Origin of the sequence: uncultured Veillonella sp. (genome assembly GCF_963551295.1) — a bacterium.
GTDB lineage: Bacteria > Bacillota > Negativicutes > Veillonellales > Veillonellaceae > Veillonella.
Genome location: NZ_CAUVFT010000014.1, coordinates 32,666 through 52,958 on the forward strand (window position 1 = coordinate 32,666; position 20,293 = coordinate 52,958).

Genomic DNA, 20,293 nt, shown 5'->3' on the forward strand with positions numbered 1-20,293 from the left:
AAAGGATTTGTCGTGAATCATCGGAACACACAAAAAAGTAAGTACTCATGGATTCTTATACTTTGTATTATTATAGGTCTTTTATCTTCCTTATACTTAGTATTTGAACGCCATCAGATTGAGAAATCTCAAAATCATATTGAAAATATCGTAGATTATGATGCAGTTTTACGAGCCAGTGCCTTTGAAAAGCGCAGTCAACAAGAAGCTTTTAATGCGTTACGTAATGCTGGTGTGACTGCTTTTGCTATTTATGATCGCACGTTAGAAAAAGCAAAAGATGCGGGCCAGGTTAAAGTATTAAGCTCTGAAGAGATGGACTCTGTTCGTGTTAATGGCGCTGCGATTAAACCTGGTGCGACTTATGTAGCATTAATTTCAGGTAAAGAAGGCTATTATAAAGAAATTCGAGAGGATTTATACCACCGTATTGGCAAGGACAAGGTGAAAGAGCTTAATACAAGTATTGGTCCTGTTCTTGAATTGTATGGTGCAACAGCAGATAGCTATGCAAAGATGAATCTTGGTATTTCAAAATTGCAAGCACAAGAGGTTGCAGATCGAGGTTTCAATGTTATCGTTCGTCCAACAAACTATAGAAACGTAACATCTGAAGATATTCAATATCTATTTAAACGACTTGAAGGCATTCCTCATGTAACAGGGATGATTTTTGCTGGTAAAGAAGCTCTTGGTGCACCTAATTTAACGGATGAAACATTAGCATTATTAAATAAAAACCATATTCCACTAGTTGGTATCGAAGCTGTCAATCAGTTGCAGTATGAGCCACAACAAGGTTTCTTGGAAATGGCAGCCAAAAATAATTATAGTGTAGGTCGTGTGTATACTATCGCTAAAGAGGAGTTAAAGAAAATTACCCCTGAAGAAGCGGCACAACGTTTTTACATTAGTGATATAGAGCGAAATATTCGTTTTAACTTGTTCCCGATGTATGAAACAGGTATAAATAATGAAACCGTATTACAAACTACAATAAATTATATTGGTATGGCTACAGAGAAATTAGCTGTAAAAGGCTATGAGTTCGGTCCTGCAGATATCTATCCTGCCTATACACCAAATCCATTGTTAGTAGTTATTTCGATGGTTGGTGCTATCGCACTTTTTGTATATGTTCTACAAATGATTTTACCAATGTCTAAACATACTCAACTTGTGGCTTTCTTTGGTATTTGTTTGGCATCTATTGTTGTATTTATTCTTACAAGTGGTACGTTAATTACTCAAATCTGGGCTTTATCTAGTGCAGTTATGGCTCCCGTAGGCGCTATGATTCGCTTAATGGAAGAGTGGCGCCGTTATGATGGGGCCCGTCCTCTAGGGGCTATTAAGGCTACGGTGCTTGCCTTGTTATATCTTGTAATTGCTGCATTATTTGCTGCTATTGGTGCTATGTTTATCGCATCATTATTGGGCAATACGAAATTCTTTATGGAATTCGCTATCTTTAGAGGTGTTAAATTAACCTTTGTACTTCCGATTATTTTAGTTATTATTGCGTACTTACAACGCTTCCCATTGTGGAAGGGTCGCATGATTAACTCAAAGGAAGAAGCGAAAAAATTTGTAGTAGAATTCTTAACTATGGATGTTAAGTTCTATGTATTCTTTGTGATGGCGGCACTTGGTGGTGTTGCATGGATATTTGTTGGACGCAGTGGTCACACCGCAGGTGTTCCAGTACCAACCTTTGAACTTATACTTCGACGTTTCCTTGAAAATACGATGTATGCAAGACCTCGTGAAAAAGAGTTTATTATTGGTCATCCTGCTTTAATGCTTGCTACCTTTGCCTTCTTGCGTAAATGGCCTACAATAATTCATTTTGTATTAACTCTAGCTGGGGTTATTGGGATTGCTTCTATGGTAGAAACATTCTGTCATCTTAGAACGCCAGTTTTCATGTCTATCATGCGTGGTTATGGTGGTTTGTTGATTGGTGCTCTCTTGGGATTGCTTCTTATTATCGCAGTACGTTTTATGATGTACGTAACACAATGGTTCCAAGCTAGGGAGGTTGACCATGAGTAATATTGTTATCTCTGGTTACTATGGCTTTGGTAATGCTGGTGATGAGGCTATGCTCTGTGCCATTATCGATGCTATTCGCAAAGAAGAGGCAGATGCACATATTACTGTCATTTCTGGTAATCCTAAAGAAACTAGCAAAAAGCATAATATCAATGCTGTAGGGACATTCTCTGCACTAGGTATTTTAAAAGCCATTGCTAATTCAGATCTTGTTATCAGTGGTGGTGGTAGTTTATTACAAGATGCTACTAGTATTCGTAATACTTATTACTATTTAAGTATTATGGCCTTAGCTAAGTTACTTGGGAAAAAAGTAATGCTTTATTCCCAAGGCATTGGCCCTTTAAATCGTTCATCTACACGTCGTGCTGTTGGCTTTGTATTACGTTTTGTGGATACTATCACAGTTCGTGACTCTATTTCTAAAGATGAATTAGAGTCTTTGGGTATTGAAGATGTAGAGGTTACTGCAGATGCTGTATTGGCCATGCAACCGACAGAGCTTTCAATTGGCGCACATATTCTTGAGGGCTATACATCTAAATTGCCTGCTACTAATGAACAACGTAAACGGATTGGTGTGGCTGTTCGCAGTTGGAAAGAGGATACGGAATATAGAGAAGCCTTAGCTAATGTATTGAGCCGATTACAAGAACAAGATAATGTGGAAATTATCTTTATTCCTATGTCACATCCAGAAGATACAAAAGAGGCTAAGATTATTGCTGGTTATATGCCAAATGGTGCTATTGTCCTAGAAGGCCCGTTTTCTACGGAGCAACAAGTATCCTTATCTGGTAATGTGGACCTCATGATTGGTATACGTCTTCATGCCTTAGTTTTTAGTTCCTTAATGGGAAAACCAGTTATTGGTATTTCTTATGATCCTAAAATTACAAGCTTTTTACATATGATTGGTCAAGAGCCGATTGGCACAATGACTCATTTGCGTGAAGAAGCTTTGTACCAATGGTGTCATAAATTATTGAATTCTCGTGAGGAGTATCAAGCATCTTATGACCGTATTGAAGCATTGCGTGTAGATTCTCAACGTAATGCAGAAATTGCTATTTCATTACTTAAAGAGTATTAATATATTGGATTTTATCCAGAAAGTGAGGTCTCTATGTCTACATTAACACAAGATGTTAAACAATTAGTTCAAGAGAAGGCAAAAGCTATTCGCGTTGGTATTGTACAGTCTGTAACGGCAGCGAAATCCGGTCACCCAGGTGGTTCATTATCCATCGCCGATGTGATGGCCTTGTTGTACTATGTTGAGATGAATGTAGATCCAGCAAATCCAAAAGCTCCTAATAGAGATCGTTTTGTCCTTTCTAAAGGTCATGCAGCGCCTGCACTATATGCTACATTGGCAGAAAAGGGTTATTTTCCTAAAGAAGAACTCTTGAACTTACGTAAAATTAATCATATGTTACAAGGTCATCCTGATATGAAACACACACCAGGTGTAGATATGTCTACAGGTTCTTTAGGACAAGGCATCTCTGCGGCTTGTGGCATGGCATTGGCAGGGAAAATTGATAATGCAGATTACCATGTATACTCTATTCTTGGTGATGGTGAGCTTGAAGAAGGTCAAGTGTGGGAAGCTGCAATGTTTGCTGGCTTTTATAAACTGAATAATTTGACAGCTTTTGTCGATTTTAATGGTCTTCAAATTGATGGTGATATTACTAAAGTTCTTTCTCCATTGCCAATTCCAGAAAAGTTCAGAGCTTTCAATTGGAATGTTATTGAAGTTAATGGTCATGATTTTGATGAACTTCATAATGCTATTGAAGCTGCGAAGGCTTTCACAGAAGGCCCAACATGTATTGTAATGCATACTGTAAAGGGTAAAGGTGTTGAAGAGATGGAAGGTCAAGCCGGCTGGCATGGTAAAGCACCAAGTGAAGAGCAAGGTGTAGCCTTTGTTAATGAAATTATGGGGGTGCAATAATGGGTAAAGCAACACGTGAAGCATATGGTAATGCGCTAGCTCGCATTGGTAAAGAGAATACTAATATTATCGTACTAGATGCGGATTTATCCAAATCTACTAAAACAGATACATTTAAAGCTGTGTGCCCAGAACGTTTCTTTAATGTAGGTATTGCAGAGCAAAACTTGATTTCTGTTGGTGCTGGACTTGCAGCGGCAGGTAAGATTCCATTTGTATCTTCTTTCTCCATGTTCGCAACAGGTCGTGCGTTTGAACAAATTCGCAATGCTGTATGCTATCCAAAATTAAACGTAAAAGTTTGTGCTACACATGCGGGCATTACTGTTGGTGAGGATGGTGCAACGCATCAAAGTTTAGAGGATATTTCTTGCATGCGTACATTGCCAAATATGACCGTAGTGGTACCTGCTGATGAGCGCGAAACAGAGGCTGTTATCGAATGGGCTGCATCTTATAACGGCCCAGTATACGTTCGTTTGGGTCGTGCTGGTGTAGATGATGTAACTAAAGAAGGCTATTCTTTTGTGCCAGGTAAATCTACTACCTTGGTAGATGGTTCTGATGTTACAATTATCGCCTGTGGCTCATTGGTTGGACCTGCTGTAGAGGCGGCTAAAACTTTATCTGAAGCTAATGTATCTGCTCGCGTTATTAATATGGCATCTATTAAACCTATTGATGCTGAAGCAATTGTAAAAGCGGCTACTGAAACTGGTGCTATTGTTACAGCCGAAGAACATAATATTATTGGCGGTCTTGGTTCTGCAGTATCCGAAGTAGTAGTAGCTAATAAGCCTGTACCTATGGAATTCGTTGGTGTTCAAGATACATTTGGGGAGAGTGGAACACCAAAAGAATTGATGAAAAAATATGGCTTAACTGCAAATGACATTGTAGAAGCAGTAAAACGTGTAATCGCTCGTAAATAATCAAAGGGGATCCCATGATTGAATTTAAGAATGTTAGTAAAGTCTATGATAATGGTTCTGTTGCATTAGACGATGTGTGTTTAACTATTAACGATGGTGAATTTGTTCTCGTTTGTGGTCACAGTGGTGCAGGGAAATCAACTTTATTTAAGTTATTAACGCATGAAGTAGTGCCAGATGCTGGTACTGTCATTGTTGATGACTTTGATGTTACGCGTATAAAGCGCAGTAAAATTCCTAAATTGCGGAGAAAGCTTGGCGTTGTATTCCAAGACTTCCGTTTATTGCCTAATAAAACGGTAGCAGAGAATATTGCTTTTGCTCTTGAAGTTATTGAAGAAAAACCAAAAATCATTAAAGAAAAGGTGAGTCATGTATTAGACCTAGTTGGTTTATCTGATAAGGCTAATGACTTACCAGAGGATCTTTCTGGTGGGGAACAACAACGTGTTGCGATTGCTCGTGCTATTGTTAATCGCCCAACAGTTTTAATTGCTGATGAGCCTACTGGTAACCTCGATCCAGATACTAGTAAGGATATTGTAGAGTTATTCAAACATATCAATAATTTTGGCACTACCGTTATTATGGTTACTCATAATATGGATCTTGTTTCGTACTTGAATAAACGCGTTATTCGTCTAAAAGATGGCCGTGTTCAAAGTGATAATATGAGAGGTGCAGAAATTAATGAAGCTTAGAACGATAAAGTACTATTTTAAAGAAGCACTGAAGTCTATGAAACGTAATGGACTTATGACATTAGCGTCCATTTCTACAGTGGCTTTGTCCTTATTTATGCTTGGCGTATTCCTTTGTGGTGTCATTAATTTGAATAACATGGCATCCAGTCTAGAAAATCAAGTACAGTTAAGTATTTACTTAAAGGATGGTTTAACAACTGATCAAATTATGGCAGTAGGAAAGCAAATTAAGGCTATACCTAACTTAAAGCATTTAGAATTTGTTAATAAAGAACAAGCTATGAAGGAGTTCAAAGAACGCCTTGGTGATCAGCAACAATTGGTAAATGCTTTAGGTGATGTTAATCCGTTACCTAACTCGTATGTGTTGACTTTTGATAATCCTAGTGATGTAAAAGCGACTGCAAAATTAGCTACTACATTCCAAGGTGTAGAAAGTACACATTATGGTCAAGATATTGTAGAAGAGCTTTTCCGCATTACGCAAGTAATTCGCATTGGTGGCATTGTATTGATTGCTTTCTTAGCAGCTGCAACATTATTCATCATTTCAAATACAATTCGGTTGACTGTATTCGCACGTCGTAAAGAAATTGCAATCATGAAATATGTAGGTGCTACTAATGGATTTATTCGTTGGCCATTTTTGATTGAAGGCATGTTGTTAGGCTTAATTGGTGCTATCATTGCCGTTCTTTGCGTTGGTGAATTTTATCATTTCATCACAATGGAAGTTTCTGAATCATTAGCATTCTTCCCTTTAGTACCAATGTTCCCATTCTTCTATGATGTAGCCCTTTATATCTTAGGTGGCGGCATAGTAGTAGGTGCTATTGGTAGTACTATTTCTTTGAAACAATACATGAAGGTGTAATGTTTATGAATAATAGTATATTTAAATCTCGTTTCGTAGCGGCAATTTTGACTGGTATAGTGGTATTGGGAACACCATTATATATCGTTGCAGAGGACGAAGATTTAACAAATCAACTCGATTCAATACAACAACAAGTTAATCAACAAAATGCCATAAAGTCAGATGCTGAAACTGTAATAGTCAGTGTATCCGAACAGTTACGTCAAATCGAAGAACAATTACGTCAGGCTCAGCAACAATTGGATTCTATTCAACAACAACGTATAGCTGTTGAGAATGATATTACGGTGAATGAAAAATTACTTGCTGAAGCACAAAAGCGCTTAGAAGGGCGAGAAGCCGTATTTTATAAGCGTGTACGTGATATTTATATTAACGGTCGTTTAAGTTACTTAGATGTAGTTATTGGATCTAAAGATTTTACAGACTTTGCTAATCGTTTAGAAATTTTAAAACGAATTATTGATTCTGATATTAAATTAATTGAGGAAATCAAAAAAGAACGTGCTGAAATAGAGGCTAGAAAGCAAGCACTAGAACAGTCTCGGGCAAAATTAGTTGAGCTTGAAAAAGCAGCTGCTGCAAAACAAGCTGAAATAGAGCAGAAGAAGAAAGAACGTGAAGTAGTTCTTCAAAAAGCGCAAAATGATCGTGCTATCGCAATGCAAGCGATAGAAGAACTTAATGCTTCTTCCGCTCAAATTACTTCTCTATTAAAAGCTCGCCAAGCAGAGCGTGCGGCGGCTCGTGCTGCTGCTGCGGCTCAACAGTCTTCATCTGGTTATTCTTGGGTACAAGGAACTGGTCAACTTGGGTGGCCTGTAAGTGGCGAGATTACTTCTCCATATGGCTATCGTACACATCCGATTTGGGGCACTACAATTTATCATTCTGGCATTGATATTGGTGTTGATGAAGGTACACCTGTTCATGCTGCAGATGGTGGTACTGTTGCTTGGTCGGGTTGGATGGGTGGCTATGGATATGCCGTAGTTATCGATCATGGTAATGGCATGTCTACTCTTTATGGACATAATTCTGAACTTGCTGTCTCTGAAGGGCAAGATGTAGGTAAGGGTCAAGTTATTGCCTATGCTGGTAGCACAGGCAATAGTACAGGGCCACATGTACATTTTGAAGTTCGTATAAGTGGGGATCCTGTGGATCCTATGGGATATTTATAATATGAAATTAGATACACGTACGGTGTTATGGAGTCTATTGAAATATATAGGCTCTGGCATCGTTATTATGTGGCTTACATTTTGGTACCTTTCCGGTTCATTCTGGGGTCTGCCAAGATTATTTATAGCCTATTATACTGCGAGTCAAGTTTTTATGACACCTATGGCTAAAACTACCCTTTATGATGGTATGCTAAAGGGGTTAATTGACTCTTTGGGAGAACCGCATAGTGTTTATTTAAATGCAGAAGAATATAAGTCCATGAAAATGCAAACATCTGCAACATATGCTGGTGTCGGTATGGTCCTTGGTACTGATGATAAAGGTCTATATGCTGTTAGCGTTATGGAAGACCAACCAGCTTTCAAAGCTGGAATTAAACCTGGAGACCACATTATTGCTATCAATGGACAAGCTACTACTGAAATTCCGGTAGAGGAAGCATCTTCTCGTATTCGTGGCGAAGCAGGTACTACTGTAGCTCTTGATATTGAGCGTAATGGTGAAAAGTTGCATTTTGATATCACTCGTGAATCCATTGTTTTGCCTACTGTTAAAAGTAAAATGCTAACTAGCACAGTTGGGTATATTCGTATTAGTCAGTTTGCAGAAAATACCGCAGAAGATTTTGCTACTCAATATAAAGAGCTTCAATCTCAAGGTATGAAGGCCCTTGTCTTGGACTTACGAGATAATCCAGGCGGCTTATTATCTACTACTGAAAAGATATCTAACTATATTATGCCTCCAGGTACACTCGTAACGGTACAAAATCGATCAGGTAAAAAGGATACTTATAAGTCAGATGGACCTGATGTAGCTATGCCGTTGGTTGTTTTAGTTAATAAGGGCTCTGCTAGTGCATCAGAAATCATAGCAGGCGCTGTTCAAGATCGTAAATTAGGCACTATCGTAGGTACTAATACATATGGTAAAGGTACCGTTCAAACTATTTTCCCTAGTTTAGATGATGAAGGAATTAAAGTAACTATTGCTAAGTACCACACACCAAGTGATCGTGTTATTGATGGAACAGGTATTAAACCTGATGTAGAAATCGATTTACCAAAAGGTGTACATCCATCTAGTACATTAGATGATATTCAAATTAAAAAGGCATTAGAGCTATTACAGCAATAATGCATAGGAGTTAAATTATGTTTATAGATAGAGCGCGCGTCTTTGTTAAAGCTGGTGACGGTGGGGATGGTATGTCCAGCTTCCGTCGAGAGAAATACGTGCCAAATGGCGGCCCTAGTGGTGGTGATGGTGGTAAAGGAGCGGATGTTGTTTTTAAAGCTGACAAGAATATTAATACGCTTGTAGACTTTAGATATAAACGTCAGTTTAAGGCACCGGCTGGCGGTAATGGTGAAAGCTCTAATAAACACGGTCGAGGTTCTGAGGCTCTCATCATTCCTGTTCCATTGGGAACTGTAATTAAAGATGAAGAAACAGGTAAAATCTTTTGCGACCTTGTCAACGATGGCGATACCTTTGTTATTGCCAAAGGTGGTCGTGGCGGCCGTGGCAATGCTCGCTTCCAAACGAGTGCTAACCGTGCACCAACCTTTGCAGAAAAGGGTGAACCTGGTGAAGAATTCTGGTTACAATTAGAGCTTAAAGTATTAGCTGATGTAGGTTTATTAGGTTATCCATCTGTAGGTAAATCTAGTATTTTGCGAAAAGTATCTAAGGCTCAACCAGAGGTGGCTGCCTATCATTTTACTACACTAACACCAGTACTCGGGGTAGTTACAATTTCTGGTGATCGTAGCTTTGTTTTAGCTGATATTCCAGGCCTTATTGAAGGGGCTAGTGAAGGTGTGGGCTTAGGTCACAATTTCCTACGTCATGTTGAACGTACGAATATTTTAATTCATGTTCTAGATGTATCTGGTATGGAAGGTCGAGACCCTAAGGTCGACTTTGATGCGATTAATGAAGAGTTACGTAAATACTCTAAGAAATTGGCTAATAAGAAACAAATCGTAGCTCTTAATAAGATTGATATGGTCTTTGATGATAGGACGATTCCAGAAACAAAAAAATATTTTGAAGATAAAGGCTATGAGGTATTCCTCATTAACGCCTTAAGTGGTGAAGGTTTGCCAGAGCTTATGGAACGAGCTTACTACTATGTAGAAAACTACGAGCCAGAGCCTGAAGCAACTGATGATACAGTTGTATACGAAGCAAAACAAGATGTAGAGTTTCTAATTACTCGCGGTGATGATGCTGCTTTCTACATTACAGGCAAACGTATTGAACGATTAGTAGCTATGACAAATCTTGATGATGATCAATCTCTTCGTAGATTCCAACGTATTTGGCGCTTTATGGAGCTTGATGCAAAATTGAAGGAAAAAGGCTGTAAAGACGGTGATGAAGTTGTAATCGGCGATCAACGCTTTACTTTCCAAGAGTAGGAGTAATAATGACAGGAAAACAAAAACGGTATTTACGTTCATTGGCGGCTACAATACCACCAGTTGTCCAAATTGGTAAAAATGGTTTAGAGGATAGCGTTATTGATAGTGCTCGTGCAGCGATTACAGCACGCGAACTTATTAAGGTTAAATTACATAATAATAGTCCTGAAGATAAGACAATTTTTCAAGACTTAGCAGATATGCTTGGCGCTGAATTAGTTCAAGTGATTGGCTTTAATGGTGTTTTATATAAAGCTAAAAAAGAACCTAAAATCATTTTGCCAAAATAATTTTATAATTTAGTAGATCATAAAAATTTGTATACATCGTAGTTGAGAATTTTAACCTTAGGAGGTGAGTCTATGCGCAGCACCATCGTTAATGCAAAACGAATTGTAGTCAAAGTTGGTAGCAGTACGCTTTGTTACACTAACGGACATTTAAATTTGGAGCGTATTGAAAGATTAGTGCGCCAATTATCAGATTTGGCTAACCAAGGTAAAGAAATTATTCTTGTTTCCTCTGGTGCTACTGGTGCGGGTCTTGCCCCCTTAGGCTTTAAGGAAAAGCCTAGAGACCTCGTATTAAAGCAAGCAGCTGCTGCAGTAGGTCAAGGTATTCTCATTCATATGTACGAGCGCATGTTTCGAGAATATGGTCGCACCGTAGGGCAAATTCTTTTAACGAAAGAGGATAGTACTGGACGCCATAGTTATCTTAACTTACGTAATACATTACATACTTTATTGCAACTTAACGTTATTCCTATTATCAATGAAAATGACGTGGTTGCTATCGAAGAATTTAAAATCGGTGATAACGATACATTATCTGCCACTGTAGCAGGTATTGTAGATGCAGATTTACTTATCATTTTGTCAGATATTGAAGGCTTATATACGGCTAACCCAGCCACCAATCCAGATGCTACTTTGATAGAAACTGTTTCTGAAATCACCGATGAAATTTATGCTATTGCAGGTGGTGCTGGTTCTAATATGGGAACGGGTGGTATGTATACAAAAATTAAAGCTGCTCATATGGCAACAAATTCTGGTGTACCAATGGTTATCACCTCAGGTGAAGTAGAGGATTCTGTTCGTCGTGTATGTAAGGGTGAACAAATTGGGACACTCTTTGAAGCCCATGATGCAAGTTTATCTGGTAAGCATCATTGGTTGGCTTTTGGTAAACGATTAAAAGGCTCTATTACGATTGATGACGGTTGCGCTCGGGCTGTTTTAGATAAGGGTGCTAGTATTTTGCCCGCTGGTATTATTGAAGTAGAGGGGACTTTTGGACCTGGTGATACAATTTCCATTTATCATAATCATAAGGAAATTGGTCGTGGACTTATTAATTATAGTATTGATGATATGAAGGCGATTAAAGGTCACAATACAAATGATATAGCCGAAATTCTGGGTATTAATACGACCTATGATGAGGCTGTACATCGTAATAATCTAGTTTTATTACACTGAGGAAATCCTATGAACCAGTATGAAGAAATTTGTAAAGATATGGGCCAGAGAGCTAAAATGGCATCTTTTGAATTAGCCCAACTCGACCAAGAAACTTTAGATTCTGCATTATTAGCAATTGCTGATGCTGTAGAAGCAAAAACAGATGAAATTATGGCGGCTAATGAATTAGACCTAGAAAAGTCTGTTGGCTATAATTTACCTAGAACTATGATAGATCGATTAACCTTGACACCTAGTCGCATTGCTCAAATGGCAGAAGGGGTACGTCAGGTGGCTGTTCTTGAAAGTCCTGTAGGTTCTATTATAGAAACAATCACTCGTCCTAACGGTTTGATTATTGAAAAGCGATCCGTACCTTTTGGTGTAATTGGTATCATCTTTGAAGCCCGTCCTAATGTAACCATTGATGCAGGTGTTCTTTGTTTAAAGACGGCAAATGCTACAATTTTACGGGGTGGTAAAGAGGCTTTCCACACGAACCAAATCATCGTGTCTATCATGCGGAATACCTTAGAGTCTCTAGGTATTAATGGTGACTCTATTCAACTTGTTGAGGTGCTTGATCGAGATATGGTTGGTGTACTTTTACAACAACGGGAATATATTGATGTAATTATTCCACGTGGTGGCGCTGGACTTATTCGTCGTGTTGTAGAAGATAGTAGCATTCCTGTTATTGAAACTGGTAGTGGTGTATGTCATACCTTTGTTGATGAATATGCTGATTTAGAGATGGCTTTAGAAATTGCAGTCAATGCTAAAGTTCAACGTCCATCTGTGTGTAACTCTATGGAAACACTGTTAGTTCATCATGCTGTGGCTTCTGATTTTTTACCACGTCTTGATACAGCACTACAAGAATACGGTGTTCGTATTCACGGAGATGAAGCTGTAGCTCAATATATGGAAAACACAATTCCTCTAGAAGAGGATTCTTTCAACACAGAATACAATGATATGGACTTAAATGTGCGTATCGTTGAAAATCTTGAAGAAGCTATTGAACATGTGAATCGGTATACTACTCATCACTCTGAGGCTATTATTACAGATGAACCTATGCGAGCTAATGTGTTTATGAATTTAGTAGATTGTTCTACTGTATACCATAATGCATCTACACGTTTTACAGATGGCTTTGAGTTCGGCTTTGGAGCAGAAATCGGCATTAGTACACAAAAACTTCACGCTCGAGGACCTATGGGGTTACAGGCTCTAACATCTTATAAATACTTTGTATTTGGAGAAGGTCAAGTACGGACGTGAAGAGACTATATTATTTTGTAAGAGCATACTATAGATACATTCAAACACCAAAGGGACGATATGAATGGATTTCCTATATAAAAGCATTGCTCATATTCATCATTATTTGTGTCATTGTCATTAAGGGAGTGACCGTATTATGGTAGATAAACGTCGCATAGGTATAATTGGTGGAACATTTAATCCCATTCATTTAGGTCATCTAATGATTGCAGAGGTGGCTTGTGAGAGCTTTAATTTAGAAAAGGTTATCTTTGTACCTGCTCGTATTCCACCACATAAGCAACATGATGTGATTGATAGTCATCATCGCTATGCTATGACGGCGGCCGCAGTTTTGGATAATCCCAATTTTGAAATTTCTGATGTAGAGATGCGCCGAGAGGGCCCTTCGTATACCGTTGATACGATTCAATATTTTAAAAAACTATATGGTCCTACTGTTGAATTTTACTTCATTGCAGGGACTGATACTATTCGTGCATTACCGACTTGGAAATTTATAGATGAACTGATAGACGAGGTTCATTTTATTGGAGCTACTAGACCAGATGGATCGAGTGCTATTGATTCTACTTTGGATGAATTAGGAGCTAAAGCACGGGAAAAAATACATGTTATGGAAGTGCCTGAAATGAAATTGTCTGCTACGTATTTACGAGAGCGCTTACGGTCTGGAAAGACAGTTCGTTATATGCTACCTAAATGTGTAGTGGATTATATAGAAGAAAACCATATATATGGGAAGGAATAAATGATGTTATCGTTTGATGAAATACAACATAGGGTAAGCCAATGGATGGGGAAAAAACGTTTTAAGCATACCCTGGGTGTTGTTGAATCCGCAACTCAGTTGGCTAAACTTTATAATGTTGATGTAGAAAAAGCACGATTAGCGGCATTACTACATGATTGTGCTAAAGAAATGCCTTTGAAAGAGATGCAAGATTTGGTGAAGGAGAATAATTACAAAGCTGATGAAGAATTATTAGCCAATGGTAATCTTTTACATGGATTAGCAGGTATGATTCGAGCTAAACTTGAGTTTTCTATAACCGATTCAGAAGTTTTAGAAGCTATTCGTGTTCATACAACTGGTAAGGTAGGGATGTCCACATTAGATAAAGTTATATTCTTAGCAGATTATATTGAACCTAATCGTCATTTCCCAGGTGTTGATGAACTTCGAAAGGTAGCTAAAGAAAATCTCGATAGAGCTGTATTGCTTGGCTTTGACAATACTATTAATCACCTTATTGAGCAACATCTTTCTATTTATCCTTTGACCATTCTTGGTCGTAATGATGTATTAAAATCTTGTAAATAATGGAGTTTTTATATGGACGAGCGTGAACGAGCAAGAGCTCGCCGACGTAGAAAAAGACGTCAACAAAAGTCATCTGTAAAGTGGCCTAGAGTCATTTTGGCTATTGTTGTAGTTTTGGCTCTGGTCGGTGGGATAGGATATGGCATATATAGTGGCGTATCATATGCATATAGAGCAATTGTAGGAACTACTGAAGTTACTGAAGCTGTGACAGATAGTGGAAATAAACAGGACGCAAATACTGTATCAGTAGAGCAAAAAGGTTTAGATAAACCTCTATATATTTTGGTTATTGGCACTGATGACAATAATCCTAGCCAAGGTGATAGCTTATTCCTATTATCTGTAAATCTTGATCAAAAAACCATGGATGTTATTGGCATTCCAAGTAATAGTAAAATCGATAATCGTGACCAAACAGATGCGACCATGTTAAATGGTATTTACGAAAAAGGTGGTATTGAGCTTACTAAAGCTGTTATTGAGGATATGTTCCATATTTCAATACCATACTACGTGGTAGTTAATCAAGATGCTTTCAAGAAAACTAATGATGTGTTAGGGAATCAACAAATTTATGTAGAGCAACCGATGGAACATGTTGATGCAGAAGGCAATAAGGATATTGATTTACGACGTGGTTATCAAACATTAGATAGTAATAATGCCTTAGCATATTTACGATATTCTGATCCTAAACACGATACCTTTACTCGTGTGCAACGACAAGAGCGATTTTTAAAGTTGTGGGTGGAACAAGAGCATAATGCATTTTTTATAACAAATGCATGGCATATTTGGCGTATTTGGGAGCATTTTGATAGTAATATCTCCACTTTAGATGCTATTAAACTGGTATATAATGCGAGCAAAATTAATAAGGAAGAGATCCACTTCTATATTCTTCCTGGTGAAAAAGAGCTTATAGGTGAAACGACTTATTGGAAGGTAAATCCTACGGAAGCTCAACGTTTAGTGGGTATTACAATGGGCAATTTACCAGCTAATGAAATGACGCAATTTATATCTGCACCAACAAATAGTATGTCGAAAGTTGCACCTGAATCGGAACATAATGGTGGCACTATTACAAAGCCCACAGAACCAGGTGAGGAGAGCGGTAGTAAGCGATAAGATAAGAGGCAATATAATGAAAAAGAAAGAAGATATTAAACAAATCGTATTAGAACTTGCACAAGCTGCATTTGATAAAAAGGGCAGAGATATTGAAATTCTTGATTTAGAAGGTATTTCAATGTTAGGTGATTATTTTTTGATTGCCAGTGCAAATAATATTAAGCAGTCTCAAAGCATTGCTGATGAAATGGAAGATAAAGCAGCCGAATTAGGTATAACAGTACAGCATAGAGAAGGTTATCGTGAAGGTGAATGGATCTTATTGGATTTTGGCGATATAATTTGTCATGTCTTTGGTGGTGATGAATTGCGTGAATTCTACGGTTTAGAAGAATTGTGGAATGACGCTAGTCGAGTTCCATTTGAAGGAGTATAATATGGCTACAGAATTGTTGGAAAATACAATTGCCACATTGAAAGTATTGCGTACTAGTGACCAAGGTGCTTTTCTAGATGGTCAAACAGGCAATACAAATGATGATATTTTGCTTCATAAAGATCAACAAACTTCACCAGTTACTATAGGAGATGAGGTAGAAGTATTTTTATATCGCGATCCAAAGGGGCGTTTAACTGCTTCTATGCGTTTACCAGCTATGAAGGTTGGCCAAATTGGTTATGTTGAGGTCATCAATACGACAAATTTTGGTTGCTTCGTTGAGGTTGGCACAGAACGTGGTATCTTTATGCCTCATGCGGAGATGCGTGGTCGCCCTCAGGTAGGGGAAAAGGTATGGGTTCGTCTTTATACAGATAAATCTGGCCGTTTTGCGGTCTCCATGGATGTAGATGATGAAATGCGTCGTGCCTCTAAAGCTGCTACTGAAGCTACGGTTGGTCAACTTGTAAAAGGTGCTATCTATAACTTAACGAGTGAGGGGGCATTTTTTATCACTCCTGAGCGTTGGATTGCCTTTTTACATCGATCTGAAATGACGAGAAAGTTAAAAGTAGGGGAAATGATTGAAGGGCGTATTACTTTCAAACGCGATGATGGTCGTGTCAATGTGTCTATGCGCCCTACAAAGGAAAAAGCTCTTGTTTCAGACGGTGATATTATTATGGAATATCTTTTAAATCGCGGTGGAAAGATGCCATATAGTGATGAGTCTTCAGCGATGTTGATTAAAGATAAGTTCAATATTAGTAAGGCTGCTTTCAAACGTGCCTTAGGGCATTTAATGAAAGAGAAAAAAATTGTTCAGGAGGATGGTTGGACATTGCTTACCGACATAGGTCGCCAATGGACACCTCTTGTTAGTGATGAGTCCCAAGATGAGGAATAAAGACGATGAAAATTGTCATTGTAGGCGCTGGTAAGGTTGGTTATTCATTAGCACAACGTCTTATTCAAGACGATCATGATGTATATGTTATCGATCGCTCACCAGAACGCATTCATAATCTTGAAAATACATTAGATGTTAGCCTAGTTTTAGGGAATGGCAGTGATGTTCAATTATTGAATGAGATCGATATGTCTGATGTTGGTATGTTTATTGCTGTTACTGATTCAGATGAGGTTAATATGCTATCCTGTTCGGTAGCTAAAATAAAAGGTGTGCCTACGACTATTGCACGCGTTCGTGATAATAGTGTGGCGGAACATATGGATGAGGAGATACGAGCTCAATTAGGTGTTGATCTTTTCATCAATCCTGAAATGGTTACAGCTCAAGAGTTACTACAAATTTTAGAAACACCATCAGCTATAGATGTTGAGGAGTTCGGTCAGGGTGCTGTGCGCCTTATGGAATTCAAATTGAATAATGAATTTCCTCTATTAGAACAGCCACTAAAAGAAATTCGCTTTCCTGAAGGTGTTCTATTAGTTGGTATTTTGCGCTATGGTGAAATGATTATTCCGCATGGTGAAAGTCGCTTACAGGCTGATGATAGTGTATTTTTCCTAGGTTTGAAAGAGTCCGTTTCTGAAGTGGAGAAACTTTGGTTCCATAATTATAATACATTCTATAAACGGGCTGTAATCATTGGGGCAGGTCTTTTAGGTCGTAACTTAACTGTATTACTAGAAAAAGCTGGTTTTTCTGTGAAGGTTATTGAAAAAGACTTTGACCGTTGTGAGAAACTGGCAAATCAAGTGGATAAAGCCATGGTTATCAATGGGGATGGTACTGATTTTGATTTGCTCGAAGCTGAGGAAATTGCTGATAGCGATGTAATTATTGCTCTAACAGATGATGATAAACTTAACTTACTTGTAGCACTTGTAGGAAAGCATATGGGTATCCAAAAGACCGTTGTTCGTGTGGGTCGGCCGGAATATATTATGCTGATGGAGCAAGTAGGTATTGATGTTGTATTTTCTCCACGTTTATTAACAGCAAGTCAAATTTTGCGCTTTGTACGAAGTGGAGAAGGGGTTGTTTCTATTTCTACCTTTGAAGGTGGTAAAGCCGAATCTATCGAGATTGAAATTACCAATGAATCACCTGTGGCAGGTAAACAATTAAAAGATATTCGTTTACCTGGGAAGGCCTTAGTAGGTGTAATTTTACGGGAAAATGAAGCTATCGTACCTCGTGGTAATACTCAAATTTTAGATGGTGATCATATCGTTCTCTTTACATTACCTGAATCGGTAAGCAAATTGCTTAAATATCTTACTTAGTAAGGAGGGGCTATGCGAATTCAAATCGTTATGTCCTTAGTGGGTCGGCTACTCTATATATTTGGGGCTTTTACTTTAATCCCCTTTATATATAGTGTCGTATTTGAAACTGCATATTGGTCATTCCTTATAACTACAAGCCTTTCTTTAGTTTTGGGGACATTTTTGTCTTATTACGGTTGTGAAAGTCAAAGCTTTAGTATTCGTGACGGGTTCTTAGTTGTATCCGCTACTTGGATATTTACGGTTATTTTGGGGGCTTTGCCTTTTTTGGGGAGTGGCATATTGACGAATGTTTTTGATGCTCTATTTGAAGCCACTTCGGGTATTACTGCAACTGGTGCCACTATTATTTATAGTGTTGATGAGTTACCAAATACATTTGTATTATGGCGTGGTCTTATGCACTGGGTTGGAGGGATGGGGATCATCGTCCTTATCTTATCATTCTTAAAGAATTTAGGAGCAGATGCAGCACATTTCTTTAATGCAGAGGCATCTGTACCAAAGCCTGGTGTTGTAATGCCGCGTATTCAATCAATGGCCACCAAGCTTTGGCAGTTGTATATTGCTTTTACTGCTCTTTGCTTTCTTATGCTGTGGGCTGGAGGCATTGAACCTTTTGATGCGTTAAACTATGCCTTTTCTATTATTGCTACGGGAGGATTTGCACCTACATCAGCAGGGGCTTTTATTTATGAACAAAGTAATTATATTTGTTTCGTATTTATATTCTTTATGTTTCTTGCTGGTGGCAATTTCTCTGTGTATTACAATGCACTTCAAAAAGGAATTCGCGTTTTAATTAATGATTTTGAAACACGTATGTACTGGCTTGTAGTGTTTATTGGTATTGCCATTGTATCAATATCTTTAGTATTACAATCTAGCTATTCTAGTCCTTTAGAAATTGTTAGAAATGCTGCCTTTAATTTAGTTTCTCTTCAAACTGGTAGTGGTTTTGCTATTAGTGATTATGATTTGTGGCCTGCTGCAGCACAGATGATGCTATTTATTTGTACATTTTTTGGTGGTTGTAGTGGTTCTACAACGGGTGGTGTAAAAATTATACGACTTATTATTTTGATTAAGAGTTCTATAATTTATTTGCGAAAATCAATTCATCCTGATATGGTTCAAGTAGTACGTATTAATGGAAAACCGATGCCTACTAAATGGATTCAGATGACACAGCAATTTTTATTTTTATATTTAATGATTTATGTGGTATCTGTTTTTTTAATGACTTGCACGGGACTCAATACATATGATTCTATGCAAGTGGTTACGGCTTTTCTTAGCAATGTAGGACTAGGGTTTGGTGGTTTTGGTCCTACTGATTCCTTTAGTGTTATGCCGGATACTGCTAAATGTATTGCTATTGTAGACATGTTATTAGGGCGTTTGGAGTTATTTACGATTTTAGTTATGCTTCACCCTCAGTTTTGGGAAGGGTATTTTATAAAAAAAGAGGTTCCTAAACGATATCGTATTCTATAGGAGGGCAGGAACTATATGGAAGTTATAAAACGTCCTCTAGGGCTTTATAAAGCAAATTGTTATGTGCTTATCAAAGAGGGAAAATCTATAATCATTGATCCGGGTTTTCATTGTAACCACATTATTGATATGGTTGCAGATTCTGAACCCATAGCAGTTTTATTGACACATGGTCATTGTGATCATGTGTCAGCCTTGGATGAAGTATGTACACATTATAATATTCCCGCTTATTTACATCCTTTAGATCAAGAGTTGTTACAGTTAATTCGACGGAGACCAAGTGTATATAAGAAAAAAATGTATACACATTGTAATGATTTAGTAGAGGGGCAATTAAATTTAGATCCTTTTAATATATTAGTTCATCATACACCTGGGCATAGTGCGGGATCGATTTGTTTAGAAATTGAAGGGCATCTATTTACTGGTGATACCTTATTTAAGCAAAATGTGGGAAATACAGATAATTATAAAAGTAATCCAGCTGATTTGTTTAAGAGTTTGAAATATCTTTTAACCTTATCCAAGGATTTGATTGTTGAGCCAGGACATAGGGAATCTACCATATTAAAAAATGAGGAAGAATTTATTAAAAATATTGTAGTATAGTGTTGACAAAAGTCCTGATAACCGATATACTAAGCAAGTACTTTGGTTACGGCCCCGTGGTGTAGCGGTTAACATGTCGCCCTGTCACGGCGAAGATCGTCAGTTCAAATCTGATCGGGGTCGCCATTTATGCCTCGGTAGCTCAGTTGGTAGAGCAACGGACTGAAAATCCGTGTGTCGACAG

20 protein-coding genes and 1 tRNA gene are annotated in these 20,293 nt (G+C 38.0%); all 21 read left to right on the forward strand.

The genetic code is table 11. From position 1 onward, the window contains the following. Positions 1 to 12 precede the first annotated feature (12 nt). The 21 genes from RYO55_RS05390 (at position 13) to RYO55_RS05490 (ending at position 20,235) form a co-directional block, all read left to right on the forward strand. Positions 13 to 2,055, forward strand: coding sequence for a DUF5693 family protein (locus tag RYO55_RS05390; RefSeq protein WP_314984502.1), 2,043 nt, complete (start codon positions 13 to 15; stop codon positions 2,053 to 2,055). Next, the gene (gene csaB / locus RYO55_RS05395; protein ID WP_118091470.1) at positions 2,048 to 3,148 is read left to right on the forward strand and encodes a polysaccharide pyruvyl transferase CsaB; all 1,101 of its coding nucleotides are present in this window, start codon (positions 2,048 to 2,050) and stop codon (positions 3,146 to 3,148) included. The genes RYO55_RS05390 and csaB overlap by 8 nt, the downstream gene beginning before the upstream one ends. Positions 3,149 to 3,181: 33 nt before the next feature. After that, entirely contained in the window at positions 3,182 to 4,018 is an 837-nt protein-coding gene (locus RYO55_RS05400; protein WP_118091469.1) for a transketolase, read from the forward strand. Beyond that, a complete protein-coding gene (locus RYO55_RS05405; protein WP_295815020.1) occupies positions 4,018 to 4,950 on the forward strand; it encodes a transketolase family protein in 933 nt (310 codons plus the stop codon). The genes RYO55_RS05400 and RYO55_RS05405 overlap by 1 nt, the downstream gene beginning before the upstream one ends. A 14-nt stretch (positions 4,951 to 4,964) precedes the next feature. After that, complete coding sequence (ftsE, locus tag RYO55_RS05410) at positions 4,965 to 5,651, forward strand: cell division ATP-binding protein FtsE (RefSeq protein ID WP_118091467.1); 687 nt, start codon at positions 4,965 to 4,967, stop codon at positions 5,649 to 5,651. Then, positions 5,641 to 6,528 (forward strand): permease-like cell division protein FtsX, encoded by an 888-nt coding sequence (gene ftsX, locus RYO55_RS05415; protein WP_118091466.1) that lies wholly within the window; start codon positions 5,641 to 5,643, stop codon positions 6,526 to 6,528. The genes ftsE and ftsX overlap by 11 nt, the downstream gene beginning before the upstream one ends. Before the next feature lie 5 nt (positions 6,529 to 6,533). After that, on the forward strand, positions 6,534 to 7,715 hold the full coding sequence (locus RYO55_RS05420) for a murein hydrolase activator EnvC (RefSeq protein ID WP_374041462.1): 1,182 nt from the start codon (positions 6,534 to 6,536) through the stop codon (positions 7,713 to 7,715). Between the two features lies 1 nt (position 7,716). Continuing rightward, positions 7,717 to 8,856 (forward strand): S41 family peptidase, encoded by a 1,140-nt coding sequence (locus RYO55_RS05425; RefSeq protein ID WP_302498843.1) that lies wholly within the window; start codon positions 7,717 to 7,719, stop codon positions 8,854 to 8,856. Positions 8,857 to 8,873: 17 nt separating this feature from the next. After that, on the forward strand, positions 8,874 to 10,145 hold the full coding sequence (gene obgE / locus RYO55_RS05430; protein ID WP_314984505.1) for a GTPase ObgE: 1,272 nt from the start codon (positions 8,874 to 8,876) through the stop codon (positions 10,143 to 10,145). 8 nt (positions 10,146 to 10,153) lie between these two features. Next, the gene (gene yhbY / locus RYO55_RS05435) at positions 10,154 to 10,438 is read left to right on the forward strand and encodes a ribosome assembly RNA-binding protein YhbY (protein WP_004693176.1); all 285 of its coding nucleotides are present in this window, start codon (positions 10,154 to 10,156) and stop codon (positions 10,436 to 10,438) included. A gap of 72 nt (positions 10,439 to 10,510) precedes the next feature. After that, complete coding sequence (gene proB, locus RYO55_RS05440) at positions 10,511 to 11,632, forward strand: glutamate 5-kinase (protein ID WP_118091462.1); 1,122 nt, start codon at positions 10,511 to 10,513, stop codon at positions 11,630 to 11,632. A gap of 9 nt (positions 11,633 to 11,641) precedes the next feature. Beyond that, a complete protein-coding gene (locus tag RYO55_RS05445; RefSeq protein WP_314984506.1) occupies positions 11,642 to 12,901 on the forward strand; it encodes a glutamate-5-semialdehyde dehydrogenase in 1,260 nt (419 codons plus the stop codon). Between the two features lie 139 nt (positions 12,902 to 13,040). After that, positions 13,041 to 13,655 (forward strand): nicotinate-nucleotide adenylyltransferase, encoded by a 615-nt coding sequence (gene nadD / locus RYO55_RS05450; protein ID WP_118091460.1) that lies wholly within the window; start codon positions 13,041 to 13,043, stop codon positions 13,653 to 13,655. Between the two features lie 3 nt (positions 13,656 to 13,658). Next, positions 13,659 to 14,228: a bis(5'-nucleosyl)-tetraphosphatase (symmetrical) YqeK gene (gene yqeK, locus RYO55_RS05455; RefSeq protein WP_314984510.1), complete on the forward strand. Its 570-nt coding sequence runs from the start codon at positions 13,659 to 13,661 to the stop codon at positions 14,226 to 14,228. A gap of 12 nt (positions 14,229 to 14,240) precedes the next feature. Then, positions 14,241 to 15,362 (forward strand): LCP family protein, encoded by a 1,122-nt coding sequence (locus RYO55_RS05460; RefSeq protein ID WP_308521287.1) that lies wholly within the window; start codon positions 14,241 to 14,243, stop codon positions 15,360 to 15,362. Between the two features lie 16 nt (positions 15,363 to 15,378). After that, complete coding sequence (gene rsfS, locus RYO55_RS05465; RefSeq protein WP_314984508.1) at positions 15,379 to 15,741, forward strand: ribosome silencing factor; 363 nt, start codon at positions 15,379 to 15,381, stop codon at positions 15,739 to 15,741. A 1-nt stretch (position 15,742) separates the two neighbouring features. Next, the gene (locus tag RYO55_RS05470; RefSeq protein ID WP_004693192.1) at positions 15,743 to 16,651 is read left to right on the forward strand and encodes a S1 RNA-binding domain-containing protein; all 909 of its coding nucleotides are present in this window, start codon (positions 15,743 to 15,745) and stop codon (positions 16,649 to 16,651) included. Positions 16,652 to 16,656: 5 nt separating this feature from the next. Further along, positions 16,657 to 17,997, forward strand: a complete 1,341-nt coding sequence (gene trkA, locus RYO55_RS05475; RefSeq protein WP_118091457.1) for a Trk system potassium transporter TrkA — start codon at positions 16,657 to 16,659, stop codon at positions 17,995 to 17,997. A gap of 12 nt (positions 17,998 to 18,009) precedes the next feature. Next, positions 18,010 to 19,497 carry a TrkH family potassium uptake protein gene (locus tag RYO55_RS05480; RefSeq protein ID WP_314984509.1) on the forward strand — a complete coding sequence of 496 codons (1,488 nt, stop codon included), beginning with the start codon at positions 18,010 to 18,012 and terminating at the stop codon, positions 19,495 to 19,497. Between the two features lie 15 nt (positions 19,498 to 19,512). Next, positions 19,513 to 20,109 (forward strand): MBL fold metallo-hydrolase, encoded by a 597-nt coding sequence (locus tag RYO55_RS05485; protein WP_118091455.1) that lies wholly within the window; start codon positions 19,513 to 19,515, stop codon positions 20,107 to 20,109. Between the two features lie 50 nt (positions 20,110 to 20,159). Beyond that, a tRNA-Asp gene (locus tag RYO55_RS05490) sits at positions 20,160 to 20,235 on the forward strand. Positions 20,236 to 20,293 lie beyond the last annotated feature (58 nt).

Excerpts from the sequence above, each read along its gene's own strand:
- RYO55_RS05460 (WP_308521287.1), top strand. The coding sequence starts at position 14,241 with ATGGACGAGCGTGAACGAGCAAGAGCTCGCCGACGTAGAAAAAGACGT.
- ftsE (WP_118091467.1), top strand. The coding sequence starts at position 4,965 with ATGATTGAATTTAAGAATGTTAGTAAAGTCTATGATAATGGTTCTGTT.
- RYO55_RS05420 (WP_374041462.1), top strand. The coding sequence starts at position 6,534 with ATGAATAATAGTATATTTAAATCTCGTTTCGTAGCGGCAATTTTGACT.
- obgE (WP_314984505.1), top strand. The coding sequence starts at position 8,874 with ATGTTTATAGATAGAGCGCGCGTCTTTGTTAAAGCTGGTGACGGTGGG.
- ftsX (WP_118091466.1), top strand. The coding sequence starts at position 5,641 with ATGAAGCTTAGAACGATAAAGTACTATTTTAAAGAAGCACTGAAGTCT.
- yqeK (WP_314984510.1), top strand. The coding sequence starts at position 13,659 with ATGTTATCGTTTGATGAAATACAACATAGGGTAAGCCAATGGATGGGG.
- RYO55_RS05425 (WP_302498843.1), top strand. The coding sequence starts at position 7,717 with ATGAAATTAGATACACGTACGGTGTTATGGAGTCTATTGAAATATATA.
- RYO55_RS05445 (WP_314984506.1), top strand. The coding sequence starts at position 11,642 with ATGAACCAGTATGAAGAAATTTGTAAAGATATGGGCCAGAGAGCTAAA.
- RYO55_RS05480 (WP_314984509.1), top strand. The coding sequence starts at position 18,010 with ATGCGAATTCAAATCGTTATGTCCTTAGTGGGTCGGCTACTCTATATA.
- proB (WP_118091462.1), top strand. The coding sequence starts at position 10,511 with ATGCGCAGCACCATCGTTAATGCAAAACGAATTGTAGTCAAAGTTGGT.
- RYO55_RS05400 (WP_118091469.1), top strand. The coding sequence starts at position 3,182 with ATGTCTACATTAACACAAGATGTTAAACAATTAGTTCAAGAGAAGGCA.
- trkA (WP_118091457.1), top strand. The coding sequence starts at position 16,657 with ATGAAAATTGTCATTGTAGGCGCTGGTAAGGTTGGTTATTCATTAGCA.
- rsfS (WP_314984508.1), top strand. The coding sequence starts at position 15,379 with ATGAAAAAGAAAGAAGATATTAAACAAATCGTATTAGAACTTGCACAA.
- RYO55_RS05405 (WP_295815020.1), top strand. The coding sequence starts at position 4,018 with ATGGGTAAAGCAACACGTGAAGCATATGGTAATGCGCTAGCTCGCATT.
- csaB (WP_118091470.1), top strand. The coding sequence starts at position 2,048 with ATGAGTAATATTGTTATCTCTGGTTACTATGGCTTTGGTAATGCTGGT.
- nadD (WP_118091460.1), top strand. The coding sequence starts at position 13,041 with ATGGTAGATAAACGTCGCATAGGTATAATTGGTGGAACATTTAATCCC.
- RYO55_RS05485 (WP_118091455.1), top strand. The coding sequence starts at position 19,513 with ATGGAAGTTATAAAACGTCCTCTAGGGCTTTATAAAGCAAATTGTTAT.
- yhbY (WP_004693176.1), top strand. The coding sequence starts at position 10,154 with ATGACAGGAAAACAAAAACGGTATTTACGTTCATTGGCGGCTACAATA.
- RYO55_RS05470 (WP_004693192.1), top strand. The coding sequence starts at position 15,743 with ATGGCTACAGAATTGTTGGAAAATACAATTGCCACATTGAAAGTATTG.